11 protein-coding genes are annotated in these 13,612 nt (G+C 59.2%); 7 read left to right on the top strand and 4 right to left on the bottom strand.

What is annotated here, in order from left to right:
• Positions 1–10: 10 nt before the first annotated feature.
• The 3 genes from secY to GGR28_RS09845 all read left to right on the top strand — a co-directional run bounded on the left by secY (position 11) and on the right by GGR28_RS09845 (position 4,075).
• A complete protein-coding gene (gene secY / locus GGR28_RS09855; RefSeq protein ID WP_183495614.1) occupies positions 11–1,381 on the top strand; it encodes a preprotein translocase subunit SecY in 1,371 nt (456 codons plus the stop codon).
• A 154-nt stretch (positions 1,382–1,535) separates the two neighbouring features.
• Positions 1,536–2,567, top strand: coding sequence for a LamG-like jellyroll fold domain-containing protein (locus GGR28_RS09850; protein WP_183495613.1), 1,032 nt, complete (start codon positions 1,536–1,538; stop codon positions 2,565–2,567).
• A 119-nt stretch (positions 2,568–2,686) separates the two neighbouring features.
• Positions 2,687–4,075: an MATE family efflux transporter gene (locus tag GGR28_RS09845; protein ID WP_183495612.1), complete on the top strand. Its 1,389-nt coding sequence runs from the start codon at positions 2,687–2,689 to the stop codon at positions 4,073–4,075.
• On the opposite strand, the gene GGR28_RS09840 is transcribed toward GGR28_RS09845, so the two are convergent.
• A complete protein-coding gene (locus GGR28_RS09840; protein WP_221233854.1) occupies positions 4,032–4,640 on the bottom strand; it encodes an O-methyltransferase in 609 nt (202 codons plus the stop codon). The two genes, GGR28_RS09845 and GGR28_RS09840, sit on opposite strands and share 44 nt — an antisense overlap.
• Before the next feature lie 119 nt (positions 4,641–4,759).
• Between GGR28_RS09840 and GGR28_RS09835 the strand changes: the two genes are divergently transcribed.
• On the top strand, positions 4,760–5,974 hold the full coding sequence (locus tag GGR28_RS09835; RefSeq protein ID WP_183495610.1) for a BaiN/RdsA family NAD(P)/FAD-dependent oxidoreductase: 1,215 nt from the start codon (positions 4,760–4,762) through the stop codon (positions 5,972–5,974).
• Between the two features lie 13 nt (positions 5,975–5,987).
• Here GGR28_RS09835 and GGR28_RS09830 read toward each other — a convergent pair whose 3' ends face one another.
• From GGR28_RS09830 to GGR28_RS09820, 3 genes are all read right to left on the bottom strand, one after another.
• Entirely contained in the window at positions 5,988–6,989 is a 1,002-nt protein-coding gene (locus GGR28_RS09830) for a hypothetical protein (protein ID WP_183495609.1), read from the bottom strand.
• A gap of 313 nt (positions 6,990–7,302) precedes the next feature.
• Positions 7,303–7,992, bottom strand: a complete 690-nt coding sequence (locus GGR28_RS09825; protein WP_183495608.1) for a uracil-DNA glycosylase family protein — start codon at positions 7,990–7,992, stop codon at positions 7,303–7,305.
• Positions 7,985–9,544 (bottom strand): sodium:solute symporter family protein, encoded by a 1,560-nt coding sequence (locus GGR28_RS09820; RefSeq protein ID WP_183495607.1) that lies wholly within the window; start codon positions 9,542–9,544, stop codon positions 7,985–7,987. The genes GGR28_RS09825 and GGR28_RS09820 overlap by 8 nt, the downstream gene beginning before the upstream one ends.
• A gap of 107 nt (positions 9,545–9,651) precedes the next feature.
• On the opposite strand from GGR28_RS09820, the gene GGR28_RS09815 reads away from it, so the two are divergent.
• From GGR28_RS09815 to GGR28_RS09805, 3 genes are read left to right on the top strand one after another with little or no spacing between them, the layout of a single operon-like run.
• Complete coding sequence (locus GGR28_RS09815; protein WP_183495606.1) at positions 9,652–11,316, top strand: T9SS type A sorting domain-containing protein; 1,665 nt, start codon at positions 9,652–9,654, stop codon at positions 11,314–11,316.
• 28 nt (positions 11,317–11,344) lie between these two features.
• The gene (locus GGR28_RS09810) at positions 11,345–12,052 is read left to right on the top strand and encodes a M15 family metallopeptidase (RefSeq protein ID WP_246416602.1); all 708 of its coding nucleotides are present in this window, start codon (positions 11,345–11,347) and stop codon (positions 12,050–12,052) included.
• Positions 12,053–12,062: 10 nt separating this feature from the next.
• Positions 12,063–13,577 (top strand): BCCT family transporter, encoded by a 1,515-nt coding sequence (locus tag GGR28_RS09805; RefSeq protein WP_319936717.1) that lies wholly within the window; start codon positions 12,063–12,065, stop codon positions 13,575–13,577.
• Positions 13,578–13,612: the final 35 nt, after the last annotated feature.

The following is a 13,612-nucleotide window of genomic DNA, read 5'->3' as shown; positions in this document are numbered from 1 at the left end:
CGAACTTGCCATGAAGTTTTTCGAGAATATAAAAAACATCTGGTCGATTGAAGAGCTGCGCAACCGCATCCTCTTCACCCTCGCCCTTATGGCAGTCTACCGGCTCGGATCCTTCATCGTGCTACCCGGTGCCGACGTTGCCGCGCTCAAGGCCAGCCTGGCCAGTCAGGGCGATCCCAACGACCTGCTCGGATTGATCAACCTGTTTACGGGGGGTGCCTTCAACAACGCCTCGATCATGGCCCTGGGCATCATGCCCTACATCACGGCCAGTATCATCGTGCAGTTGCTCGGTTTTGCCGTTCCCTACTTCCAGAAGCTTCAAAAGACGGAAGGAGAATCGGGACGTAAAAAACTCACCCAGATCACCCGGGCCCTTACCGTTGCAATCACTCTCGTACAGGGAGCCGGCTACCTTACTTACATTAAGACCCAGGGCGGACTCAGCGCCGCCGTCAGCCCTTCCGTATTCTGGATCTCGGGCATCATCATTCTCTCCACCGGTACCATCTTCGCGATGTGGCTGGGTGAGCGGATCACGGATCGGGGTATCGGCAATGGTGTGTCTTTGCTGATCACGGTAGGTATCATCGTCGGACTTCCTTCCGCCCTCGGCTTTGAACTACAATCCCGGCTCCAGGCCGGTGCGCTGCTCATCTTCGTACTCGAGATGCTCGGCTTCTTCCTGGTCACCATGGCTACGGTTATGATCGTCACCGGGGTACGTAAGATTCCCATCCAGTTCGCCAAACGTATGGTAGGCCGCGGACAGGGTGCCGCTCCCTCCGCTACCGCCCGCGACTACATTCCCCTTAAGGTCAACGCATCGGGGGTTATGCCGATCATCTTCGCACAGGCGCTGATGTTCGTTCCCGCCAGCCTGGCCGGCTTCGCCGGGGGAGATGCGGAAACCAGTTGGCTTGCGCTGCAATTCAATGACTTTACGTCGCCCCTTTACAACATCGTCTACTTCGTCCTGGTAGTGGCATTCACCTACGTCTATACCGCCCTGGTGGTTAACCCCAGTCAGTACACCGAGTACCTGAAGCGTCAGAACGCCTTCATTCCCGGCGTTCGCGGCGGAACCGAGACGGAGGAATACATCGATTCCATCACCAGTCGCATTACCCTTCCCGGGTCGATTCTGCTTGGCCTCATCGCCATTCTTCCCGCTTTCGTTGCCGGACTAGGCGTAAACCAGCAGTTTGCGATATTTTTCGGGGGTACTTCCCTGATCATTATGGTGGGCGTTGTGCTCGATACACTGCAACAAATAGATACTTACCTGCTGATGCGCAAGTACGACGGCCTCTCGAAGGAGGGTCGCCTACAGGGCCGGGGAACCGGTAGCCGCATGCAGCAGATTGGTGCCGACTTTTAGCCTTCAAAATCAACCTTATCCTGAGCGGGTATCCTTCGGGATATCCGCTCTTTTTGTTGGTGGGATAATTTGTTAAATGCCCAATACGGTTTGGTAAGTCAGCGTGACCTTTGTTAATTTAATGTAAATTAGCGCTTCTTATCAATTCTCTTCTATGAAACAATTATTTACTCTCTTCATTTTAGCCCTCTGCCTGGGCGTCGCGATTCCCGCTTCGGGACAGGACCTTGATTCGGGCCTCGTCGTCTACTATAACTTCGAAGGCAACCTTACTGACTCCATTTCCGGGACCACCGCCGAGAACGTAGGTAACCTCACCTTCGCGGACGACGACAGCAAGGTGGGTAGCCAGTCGGTGCGGTTCTTCAACGACGGCAGCTACTTCAAAACTCCCGCCGAAGCCCTCATCCCCGGACGCGAAGTAGACGGTGGCACGCCCGCCAGCTTTGCCCTGTGGGTGAAGCACCGCGGCGCTTCTCTGGGTACCGAGCGGCAAAACTACCTCGCACAGGAGGATGGTTGCGACGCCACCGGCCGGGTAACCCTATACCTGCAGGCCCCGGGTTCTTCCGCAAAGCCCGATACCATTGTTTCCTTCGTAGGCAACGACCGCACCAGCAGTGAATACTCTCCCGTAGGCATGGCCGACGAATGGATCCACCTTGCCCTGACCATCGATCCCGAAACACGGCTCTTTAACTTCTACGTCAATGGTTTGCTGACGAACCAGGATTCACTGACCGGAGGTAAGCAAGTGGAACCTTCGTGTGGAGAGTACATCGTTGGTCACCATAAGGCCGACGACAACGAAAGCCAGACCTTCGACGGCCTGATGGACGACCTGCGCTTCTACAATCGGGTGCTTACCGAGGCGGAAGTAGGTCTTCTCGCCGGTCTTGAGCCCAGCGGTACCCGGGAAGTACTGGTTGCTTCGGCGCTGTCCCTGTCGGCTAACCCCGTTAGTCGCAACGAGCCGGTAACGGTAGGGTTGGACCATAGTGTGTTCTCGCCGGGCTCGACCGTCACCCTGCGCGTGATCGACCTGAGCGGGCGGTTGGTGATCTCACGGACTTACGAGAGCATCAGCGATCGGATTCAACTACAGCACGATCTCCGTCCGGGAGCTTACTCGGTTTCGGTAACGGACGGCCACCGTCTGGCTTCGGGAAAGCTGCTCGTTCGTTAGATTCGCGCTGTTTATTTGCACATCGGAATACGCCGGCCTCCACTCCTTCGGGGTGGGGGCCGGCGTCGGTTTGGGATACCGCAACTTCCTGAAGACTACCATGCGTTAGTCACCACGATATGCTAGGAAGAATCTTAACTACCCTACGGCAGGCGCTTAACGGAGATGCGTACGATTTCACCCGTGGGGACATCCGCAAGGCGATTGTCCTGCTCGCTATCCCCATGATGCTGGAGATGGCCATGGAAAGCGTGTTTGCCCTAGTGGACACATTTTTTGTGGGCCGGATCGGCGTTGAAGCGTTAACGACCATTGGCCTCACCGAGGTAATGATGACGTTGATCTACTCCGTCGGTATCGGACTCAGTCTTGCTCCCATGGCCCTGATCGCCCGGTTCATCGGGGAAAAGAATACGGCGCTGGCGAGCCGTGCGGCCGGACAAGCCATCGCCCTCACCCTGGTCATCAGCTTACTTATGGCCGTACCCGGGTACATCTACGCGGCCGATCTTCTACGGTTGATGGGCGGCAGCGAGGCAGTCGTCGAAAAGGGGGTAGGATACACCCGCATCATGTTTGCCGGCAACGGCATCATCATGTTGCTCTTTCTGCTCAACGGGATTTTCCGTGGGGCGGGGGAAGCGGCAACCGCAATGCGCGTACTCTGGATCGCCAACGGAATCAATATCGTGCTCGATCCCTTATTCATTTTCGGGCTGGGGCCGATACCCGGCTTCGGGGTAGAGGGCGCAGCCATCGCCACTACCATCGGCCGGGGGCTGGGCGTGGTGTATCAGCTGTACATCCTGTTCACCGGCCGGTCGATCGTACGCATCGCCACGTCGCACTGGCGCATCGATATGGGAATGCAGCTGCGTATCGTTCGTATCGCGGCTAACGGTGCATTCCAGTACCTCATCGGGTCCGCTAGCTGGATTTTCCTGGCCCGGGTGGTCGCCAGCTTCGGTGACTCGGCCGTGGCCGGCTATACCGTTGCCATTCGGCTCATTCTCTTCACTCTCCTGCCCGCCTGGGGGCTATCCAACGCGGCCGCCACTTTCGTGGGACAAAACCTCGGGGCCAAACAACCGGGGCGGGCGGAAAGGGGCGTGTGGTGGACGCTCGGGATCACCAGCGTGTACCTGGCAATCCTGTCGTTCGGGTATTACTTTTTTGCGGGGTCGCTGGTGCAGGGATTTACGGAAGATGCAGTGGCCTTTGGTTACGGCGTCGAAGCATTGCAGGTTTTCGCGATTGGCTACGTGTTTTTCGGCCTGGGTTTAATTCCAGTACAGGCCTTTAACGGTGCCGGCGATACGCTGACCCCGACCCTGCTCAACTTCGTTTGCTTTTGGCTGCTCGAAATCCCCCTGAGCTACTATCTGGCGGTCAACCTAGGACACGAAGTTGAGGGAGTGATCTGGGCCGTGGTCGTAGCCGAGTTGGTACTCGCCCTGATCGCGATCATTCTGTTTCGTCGCGGCCACTGGAAGACCAAGGTGATTTAAACCCGGCGGTCGACTGCTTCACGGCAATCACTACGCCGGTCGACCAGGCGAGATTGGTAACGTAGAACTGGTCGTGCGATGTAAGTGTGTGCAGTAAATTTTTCGCGCGCTCGGCGTGCCCCTCCGGCCAGTTGGGTTGGGGCAGCATGTCGTCGATCACGTAGAATCCTCCGGGCTTGACCAGAGCAAGCGCTTCGTTGAGGTGGTTGTACTTGCCGGGCCAGGTATCGGCAAAGATGAGATCGAAGGGTGGGCCGGTATACTGTTCCAGCCAGCGGCCACCGTCCGTATAAAGAATGGTCACCCCCTCGTTGTCGGCAAACAGTTCCGTTGCGAAAGAGGCATAGTCCTGCTCGTTCTCGATCGATATGACCGACGCGGCCGGATCCATTCCCTCGGTAATCCAGGAGAGCGACAGACCGAGACCGGTGCCCAGTTCCAAAAACCTGCCCCCCGGCCGGGAAGCTACCAGGGTACGAAGCAGGGATCCCACCTGGAGGTCGGACGGCATGGTGAATCCACGCTTCAGGGTCTCAAGCTGTACCGCTTTGAGCAAACGGGGCATAAAGGGAAAATCGGGTGTCATAGGTAATGGAATGAAAATTAAGGAAGATCGTTGAAAATCAGCGGTTAATCCCGCGCGCGACGAATGAATCCGTTTGGAATTACCTTCGCCGCTACGGTATGACAGTACGAACGATAGTAATTGGTGGGGGTGCCGCCGGCTTCTTTGCGGCCATAAGCATTGCTGCCCGGCACCCGGAATGGGAGGTGACCATCCTGGAGCGCGGTAAAAACGTACTGGAAAAGGTACGCATCAGCGGCGGCGGACGCTGCAACGTCACCCACGCCTGCTGGGACCCGGCGGAGCTGATCAAATTCTATCCCCGCGGTAGCCGGGAACTGCTGGGGCCGTTCCACAAATTCGCCTGCGGGGATACAATGGGCTGGTTCGGGGACCGGGGGGTCGACCTTAAAATTGAGGACGACGGACGGGTCTTTCCCGAATCCGATCGCTCCCAGACGATCATCGATTGCCTGTGGCAGGAAGCCAGGAGGCTCGGCGTACGGGTTATCAATGGTGTACGGGTGGATAAATTGACTGCTCCTGCGTCCCCGCCCGACGAATGGACGGTACACGCGGGACAACAAACGTACGCCGCTCACCGGCTCGTGGTGACCACGGGAAGTAATCCGGCAGTGTGGAAAGTACTGGAAAACATTGGCCATACCGTCGTGGACCCGGTCCCATCCCTCTTCGCATTCAACATCAAGGATCCGAGGCTGAGCGGACTGGCTGGCATCAGCCTGCCCTGGGTAGAATTGCATACCGACGGCGATAAACTTCCCGCGGAAGGCCCCCTGCTCATCACCCACAAAGGACTTAGCGGACCGGCCGTCCTACGGCTGAGTGCCTGGGGTGCCCGGCAGCTGCATCCACTTAAGTACGACTTCGAGTTATCGGTAAACTGGGTGGTGCGCAGACCGGAAGATGTTCTCGATTACCTCGATCGGGTTAGTTTCGACCGGGCCCGTCGCCAAATCTCGAAGCACCCCTGCTTTGAGTTGCCGGCACGACTCTGGCAGATGATGGTACGCACAGCCGGTATTCCTGACGACCAGCAGTGGGCCCATCTTTCCTCCGATCAGCTCAAACGGTTGGTGGATGAATTAACCGATGGCCGCTATCGGGTACGGGGCAAGGCCACGAATAAGGATGAGTTCACCACCGCCGGTGGGGTCGATCTCCGTGAGGTAGACTTTCGGAGTTTTCGCTCCAAATTGCATCCGACGCTCTACCTGGCGGGTGAGGTGCTGGACGTCGACGCCATTACCGGCGGATTCAACTTCCAGGCCGCCTGGACCGGGGGGTGGCTGATCGGTGCCGGAATCGACTGAGGCTCCGTAAGGCTCAGCGCAGGCCGAATTGATCGGGGGTATTATCGGCCGGTTTCGAATGCTCAACGAAGTACTGCTCGGTTCCCGCAGAGGCGGCCGTGATGCCATTAGTGACCGTGAGTGCCTGGGCCTTGGCGGGGACCAGGTCGGTGAGGGCAAACTGCAGGACCACATTGTTCCGACCGCTGTGTATGGACTGCCCCGCCGCGTCGGCATTGTTGTAGATGACACAATTGTCCAGGTGAACCTGCGTAGTGGCGTGTTTCGTGTGGGCGCTAGCTCCCCCACTGCCCCCGCTGCGGTTGTGGATGGGGCAGAAGTTGAAATTGCAGACGCCGTGGTACAGCAACTGACTATCACCACCCGTATCGGTAGTCAGGTTATTGGTAAACAGGCAATTCGTGAAGGAGGTCGGCTGGCTGCCCTCCAGGCGCACTCCGGCAACGTGCCGATCCGGACGACCTTTGATTCCTTCGAAGCGGCAGTTGATCGCACTCACTTGGCTGTGGTATACGTCGAGACCGATATTGGTCCGTACGCAGGAGTTCGGCGGGTTGCCGATTATGAGACCGTCCAACCGGGTATGGCCCGAATTAAAGCGGATCGATAGGATGGATGCGCCGTTCTGCAACTGGGCCAGGCGGGTAGGATAACGCAACGGATCACGCTCATTGCCGTCGCGCCCGCCGCCCCGGTAGCCTCCTACGATCGAGATGTTTGGAGCGGTGATCAGGAAGGAGGACGGCGTCAGGGTATCGCTTCTCTGACCGGAGAAGTAGGTGCCACCTGCCATACGAATCTCACGGACGCGCCTGTCGTGGTCGGCCCTCAGTAGGGCATCCTGCAGGGTAGAGATGGGAGTGTCCCAGCTCGATCCGGTTCCGCTCCGCCCGGCATTCGCATCTACGTAGATGACAGATCCCGGAGGCGGATCGTAATTTCCACGGACCAGACTGATCAGGGAAAAGAATATGGAAAACAAGGCCAGTAAGTAAGGAGAGGTAAGTGTTGTCATAGTGGAGTAATTTGAAAAAGAGGCACACGGGCACCCGAAGGACTTACTCGACTTTCAGCAATTTAATCTAATAGAGGATTGTGTTGATAGGCAATCAATATAGGTGTTTTAACGTCATTAAATGGGGTTAAAATGAAATGGGTGAGTATAAGTCCAAATAGTGTTGTAACAAATAAAGCATCTTCCTATGGCATATGCGATTTTTAACGCATAATTGTCCGAATAAGGCGCAAGATGATGTAATACCTCCATGTGTCTTCGCAGAGCCGGCAGCACCACAACATCCCGCATCGTAACAATATGCATCCACGCGCTACAGCTTATGCTGGCGAGCACGTAGTACGTCGAAAAGCGGGGTAGCAAAGCTCGCCACCCGCACGTAACTCAGGTGCGGCACCCCGAGCACCAGCACGCCATCGCTCGTAGTAAAGTGCCTGAGTAGAACGCGGGGAGCACAACGCACCTCCTCCACATGCTCCGGCCCGTACAGGGAACGGTATAGTGCAAAGGCGGAGGGGAGCGGTCCGTTGCCGATGCATAAGACCACCCGGGGGCGAATGATCTGGAGAAACTTCCGGTGAAATGCGGAACAGTCCAGGAGCTCCAGCCCAAACCGCTTCAACTCAGCGGCATCCCGTGCACGGGAAAAATATGCGTAGGTGCTGAAGATTTGGCGGGGTCGCAGGTGCAATGTCATTCCGTCAATGAGCAGCGCAAGAAGGGCATCAGCCTCGCGTACAAAATTGCCGGTGGACCGTTCACCATCGTACCAGCGGTGTAGATCCGGCCGGTCAGCTCTTTCGTCCCACCCGCAGCGGTAGGACTGGTCGGCCGCTCCGTACGGTTTCATACTCACAACCATCAGTTCGCCCGGGTGTAGCGTGGTTTCCGGAGCTGAGGTGAAAGGGGCCATGCCGAGCCGTGCAACCTCACCGCGGAGCGTTGGCGAAACGCCGGTAAGCGTACGGGCGTAGTGTTCGCGGTACGGTTGCCAATCAATCATGGTATCGGACGGAGTTGGGAAACAGCCTTGAAAAGCTGAAGATGGCCAGTAATCCACTTCCCATTGCCAGCGTCCGGAATGGGAAGTCATCTGGATAGGGAAGGTAGGCCGGTAGCCCGAGGGTCGCATCACCTCCACCAAAGCGTAGGAAGGCAGCAATCAGGAAACCCGCCACGGCTCCACGGGCATTGGCCTTCGGATCGTACAGCGCACAGACCAGGGCCGGAAACAGCAGGCAGTACACGAAATCGGAGCAAAGAAACCAAAGGGCATACACGCTTTGTACCTGGAAGGCGATCAGGGTAGCCGCCGTTCCGACGATCCAGATGCACCGTTGAATGAGTACGGCCACTCTGCCGTCGGGTAGGGCAGGCTTAACCAGGGGCTTATAAACGTTCCATACCCCCATACTGCTCGCACTCAGGACGCTGCTATCCACACTCGACATTACCGCAGCCGCTACCGCCCCGAGTCCGACGACCGCCACGATGGGGTTGGTCAGGTACCGTACGACCCACGGGAGGGTAGCGCTCGCGTCGGGCGGCGGGCCGGCGGGAAGAACGGACCAGTCTACTGTCGCGGCAACCATCCCGATCAGCACCGGGGCCACCGCAGCAAGCAAACAGACGACACCGGCAATCAAACTCAGCCGTACAGCCGTATCCTCGTCGCGTGCCGCGAGTACCCGCTGAAAGTAGACCTGCCAGGGAATACCGCCGAACACGAGCAGCAGGGCGTAATCCCACCAGGTCCAGTAGCTGCTCCCCAGGGCTTCACGGGAGGGCAGCAGGGTGGCCGCGGTGCCGAACTTGTCCTGGTATGCCGACCAGGTAGCCTCCAGGCCGCCCGTGAATTCCAGGGCAAACGGTACGATCAGTGCCAACCCGCCGAAAAGAATGATCAGCTGTACTACGTCGGTCATGGCTACGGCCCACAGTCCCCCGAGGGCGGTGTACGCTACGGCGATCGTAGCCGACAGCAGGATGGCCGTGGTCAGGTCGATGCCGAGTACCGTACCGAAGGTGGCACCGAGGGCAGTGAGGATGGCGGCCGTCCAGAAGAGCTCCCCGGTAAGCGCCGGCAAAAAGAGCACGGCCGTGAATCGCTCCCCGTAGCGCTCGGTTAGCGGATCGAGCATGGTCCGGTACCTTCGTCGGCGCATGGTACGGGCGAAGAAGAGTCCGCCGACCACGAGTGAAAGAGCGTATCCCCAGGGCGCCTGCACCCAGATGAGCCCCTGGGTGGCGGTATATTCCGCCGTGCCGTTGATGAATCCGCCACCTACCCAGGTGGCGCTCATGGTGAAGACGGCCACGTAGAGGGGGAGGTTGCGACCGGCGAGCATCATGCCGTCGGCGTCGTTGTCCTTCACGCCGTGGTTGCCGGCGGCCCGCGCACCAATGTAGTATACGATGGCGTAGAATACCGCCATACTGGCAAAGGCCGGCCAGTGAACGTCCTCCTCCGTAAACCAGTACAGGTAGGCCGCCGCGCCACCGAGGAGGACGCCGAGCAGCAGCAGGGGATAAAAGATACGGGAGCTAGATCGCATGGAAGCGCCCAAAATACACCCCAAAATGGATGTAACGGCAAACGCCTACGCCGCATGAATGGGTATGAGCCTATCCACTTTACGGGTACCGGCCAAAATCAACCTACATGAAACAGCTATACGTAATCCTCCTGATCATCTGTTGGACGGTGACCCTTGTCGCCCAAACGGATATTTGTACCATCGAAATAGACCCGGAAACCCGGGTGGCCACCTTTGCCAACGGTGAAGACGTGCAGGTCTATTTCGAGTACTCGACCGATGAAGCGGCGGGGGTGCGGATTTTCATCCGCCCCTTCTCCGGTGGAAGCCTTTCCCCCAGCTACGCAGCTTCCGGCTCCCCGCTCTACCTGGGGGATGGGTCGGGAACGGCGGAATTCACCATCTCCGCGGGGGAAGTGGCGGTCGACGAACTGCGCTTCCACATCACCAACGCCGACCAGTCGATCACGCTGCGGGAATTTTACGTTCCGGTGGATTTTACCTTCGGCGAGAATGGAGTCAACGGCTTTAGCCCGTCCCACGACCGGGCCTTCGCCACCTTTCTGCACGACGAAGAAGTTTCCATTGACTTCGACTATTCGATTGCCCGACCGGATGGGGTGCGGATATTTATTCGTCCCGTCACCGGTGGCGCCCTGACTCCCAATTATGCCGCTTCCGGCTCCCCGATCTTTACCGGCAGCGGTTCGGCGGCCGCCAGCTTCCGTATTTCCGCGGGCAACAACGTACGGGTCGACTCCTTCCGGGTCACCATGACCAGTGCGGATCAGAGCGAGGAACTCCAACAGTTCTTCGTACCGGTAAACTGGTACTGGAGCAATACCAGAATCAGCGAAATCGCAGTAGTGGGCGGCCCCTTTACCGCAAATGGCGTGAACCAAACCGTGGAATTCACCTACGAAACCCAGCAGCCCGGGGGCGTGCGGATCTTCCCCCGTCCCATCACTGCGGGTGAACTAACCCCCGATTATGCAGCCTGCGGTTCACCCATCTACGACGGATCCGGCAGCGGGACCTGCACCTTCACCATCCAGTCGGGCAATCAGCGGGTAGATCATATTCGGTTCAGAGTCACCTCGGCGGATCAAACCACTACGCTGCTGGAAGTCCGATATCCCGTCGACTTGTACTTCGGCCAACTACACCTAGCCGGGGTACAAAGCTGTCCGCCGTCCCCCGCCCGCCTCCCCCACGACGAGCCGGTCAATACCACGTACACGCTAACCAACGGAACCTCGACCACCGTACGCGTATTTGCGAGACCCCTTACGGAAGGCAATTTGTCGCCCGGTTATGCCGCCAGTGGCTCCCCAGCCTATCCCGTAGGTACCACCGATGCTGATGATTTTTTCCGGATTCAAACCGGCAACACGGTGGTCGATCAGCTGCGGTTTCTGGTCACTAACGACGAGCAATCCGCAGACTACGCCACCTTTCTTTACGACGTCCACTACGAATACCGCGATGCCACCCCGGTCGCGACGGACCGGGAGCTGGCTACGCTCGACTTACGGTGGTCGCTCTTCCCGAACCCCACCTCCGAGCGGGCGGTCCTCCGGGTCACGCCACGGGTGAGTCAGACGGTTTCCGTTGAAGTTCACGATGCCCTCGGGCGACTACTGCTGCGGCTTCCGCGCGAGACCCTGGTGGCGGACGTTGTCCGGGAGTTCGTCATCGAGCCGGCGAACGTGGGGATGCGTACGGGCGTACATTACGTGCGCCTGGTGGCGGACGGCTACTCCATCACGGAGCCGCTGATCGTGAGGTGACCGGTAGGGTGGTGTATCTTCCCGGCGAATGACGACGATACGCTACCTGATCTGCCTGCTCTTGCCGCTTGTTCTCTGCACCTGCGCCCCCGCCCCGGAACAACCGGAAACCGGCGGGGTATTCCCCATTGCGGAACCGATCCCAGAACCCGTGATCGTACCCCTGCCGGCCCCCGACTACGACACCAGCCAGTGGGTCGAACTGGTACGGCTAGACACGAGCTTCCGGCTGGAGATCCGCTACGCTACGGACAGCAACTTCATGGAGCGCAAGATCTACGACTGCGGGCGCTGCTTTTACCGACCGGCCGTTGCCCGGGCCCTCGCCGCCGCGCAAGCCGAGTTCAGAAAGCAGGGACTGGGCCTCAAAATGTTCGACTGCTACCGCCCCCAACCCTACCAGCAGCGGCTGTGGGACGTGATGCCCGACGCACGCTACGTCGCCAATCCCGCCCGGGGAAGCGTACACAGCCGGGGGGCGGCCGCCGACCTTACCCTCATCGACCTCGCTACCGGCAAGGAACTGAATATGGGTACCCCTTACGACTATTTTGGGGAGGCGGCATACACGACAACCACCGACCTGCCGGCACAGGTGCTGGAGAACCGGACGATCCTGCAGGACGTACTGCGACGCCACGGCTTTGCGACCATCCGCACGGAGTGGTGGCACTTCAATTTTTCCGGTCCGCGCTTCGAGTTGAGCGACTGGGTCTGGGCGTGCCCCGAAACTTAGCCGCTACCCAGTGAAAAATAGAACCGGAATACGGTACTCGGTGCTGCTGCCGCCCCTACTGCCGCTGGTAATCTGCGCGATCCTGGCCCTGCGCGACCCCGTGGAACTGATCGCCGGCGCCCAGGTGGCAAGCAACTGGGTGCTCGATCGCTTCGACTGGCTGTTTTCCTGGTCCTGCGTCGCGTTTCTGGTCCTGCTGGCGGCCGTGTACGTTTCGCCGCTCGGGCGCACGACGTTGGGCGGAGTGGGTGCGGTACGGCTGCTGTCGCCGTGGCGGTGGTTCGCGATCACGGCCTGTACCACGATCGCTACCGGCATCCTGTTCTGGGGCATTGCCGAGCCCGTATACCACCTCAGTGCGCCGCCGCCGGCGGGGGTGGAGGAACCGGCGGTTTTTGCACTATCCACGCTGTTCCTGCACTGGACGCTGACGCCCTACGCGATCTATACGGTGGGGGGACTGCTCTTCGCCCTGGGCTTTTACAATCACGGGCAACCCTTCTCCCTCAGCACATTGCTGGCGCCGGTCTTTGGTGAGCGGGTACACACCCACGGCGGGGCGGCGATCGATGCGGTATGCCTGTTTGCCCTCGTGGCGGGAATGGCGGCGGCACTCGGGGCGGGCAGTCTGGCCCTGCACGGCGGCATTACGGGATATGCGGGCGGGGACGCGGGTGCCACGCCCCTTCAATTAGCAATGATCATTGGTAGCATCGTCGTAGCCTTCAGTATCTCGGCGGCGACCGGATTGCAACGGGGCATCCGGATCCTGTCGAATTACAACATCATCGGCTTCATTTTGCTGGCCGTTTTCGTCTTTTTCGCCGGGCCGACCGTAGAGACCCTCCGGCTAGCGGGGCGAGCGGCGGGCGACTACGCCGTGACTTTTTTACCGCGCAACCTGGGCCTCGATCCGGGTATTCCTGCCGACTGGTCGCACGCCTGGACCACCTTTTACTGGGCCAATTGGTTCGCCTGGGCACCGATCACGGCGCTGTTCCTGGGGCGCCTGGCGCGGGGATATACCGTGCGCCGCTTCATCGAGGTGAACCTACTCTGCACCGCCCTCTTCGGCGCCTGCTGGATGATCGCCTTCGGCGGTACGGCGCTGGTGATCGACGGTCAGCTCGACGGCGTGCTCACCACGGCACTGGCGGAAGGCGGACCCGAAGCGGTGGCCTATGCCCTGCTGGAACAGTTGCCTGGGTTGCGGATCACGGCGGCGCTCTTTCTGCTGCTGGTCTTCCTTTCGTACGTCACCGCGGCTGACTCCAACGTATCGGCCATGAGCGCGCTCTGTATGCGGGACATTGGACCGGACTCCGCCGAGGCACCCGTGCGGGTCAAAATACTGTGGGGGTGTGTGATTGGTGTCACTTCGTGGGTATTGGTTTCCTTCGCCGGTCTGGACGGGATACGGTTGATCTCGACCCTGGGTGGGTTTCCGGCGATGCTGTTGTTTATCGTCGGGGCGGGCGGGCTCGGGCGGCTTGCACTCAAAAGCGTGCGGCAGGACAACATTTGAGGGCCGTCGGTCCTTTTACACACGCTTCGGTCGGG

The organism is Neolewinella aquimaris, assembly GCF_014197245.1.
GTDB classification, from domain to species: domain Bacteria; phylum Bacteroidota; class Bacteroidia; order Chitinophagales; family Saprospiraceae; genus Neolewinella; species Neolewinella aquimaris.
The sequence above is the reverse complement of the archived record's forward strand: the minus strand, read 5'-3'. Positions and strand labels throughout refer to the sequence as shown.